This window comes from Cellulomonas sp. P4_A2 (genome assembly GCF_056402515.1).
The window spans coordinates 1-393 of sequence record NZ_JBFUHG010000172.1 but is presented as its reverse complement, the minus strand read 5'-3'; the positions used below and the strand labels follow the sequence as shown (position 1 = coordinate 393).

At 71.8% G+C, this 393-nt stretch carries 1 pseudogene; it reads left to right on the top strand.

Features of this window, described 5'->3' with window-relative positions:
* Positions 1-62: 62 nt before the first annotated feature.
* Positions 63-393: pseudogene (locus tag AC1DUE_RS20585) on the top strand (hypothetical protein); the annotation flags it as partial.

Genomic DNA, 393 nt, shown 5'->3' with positions numbered 1-393 from the left:
GATCAAGCGTCAACCGCCCTGGGCGCGGGACTTCCCCCACTGACAGCGGGTAACGTCGTGGCGTGCCCGCCGACCCGTCACCCGGCTTCGCCGGCGAGACCCCCGCGCGCAGCGCCGGACATCATCAGCGCAGCGCGGCCAGCCATCCGCCCCGCGTCTCGGCGACGAGCGCGGTCGAGGTCCGCCGGAGCAGCCGCCGCAGCAGAACGGTCTCCGCGTACCGGGAGGGCGACCGCACCATCGTGCTGATCCCCGCCCGGATGTCGGCGGCGGAGGAGCAGCGCTGGGTGAGCGTGATGCTCGACAAACTCGCCGCCCAGGAGAGCAAGCGCATCCTCGGTGACAGCGAACTCGCCGAGCGTGCCGAGCGGTTGTCCGACCTGTATTTCGACC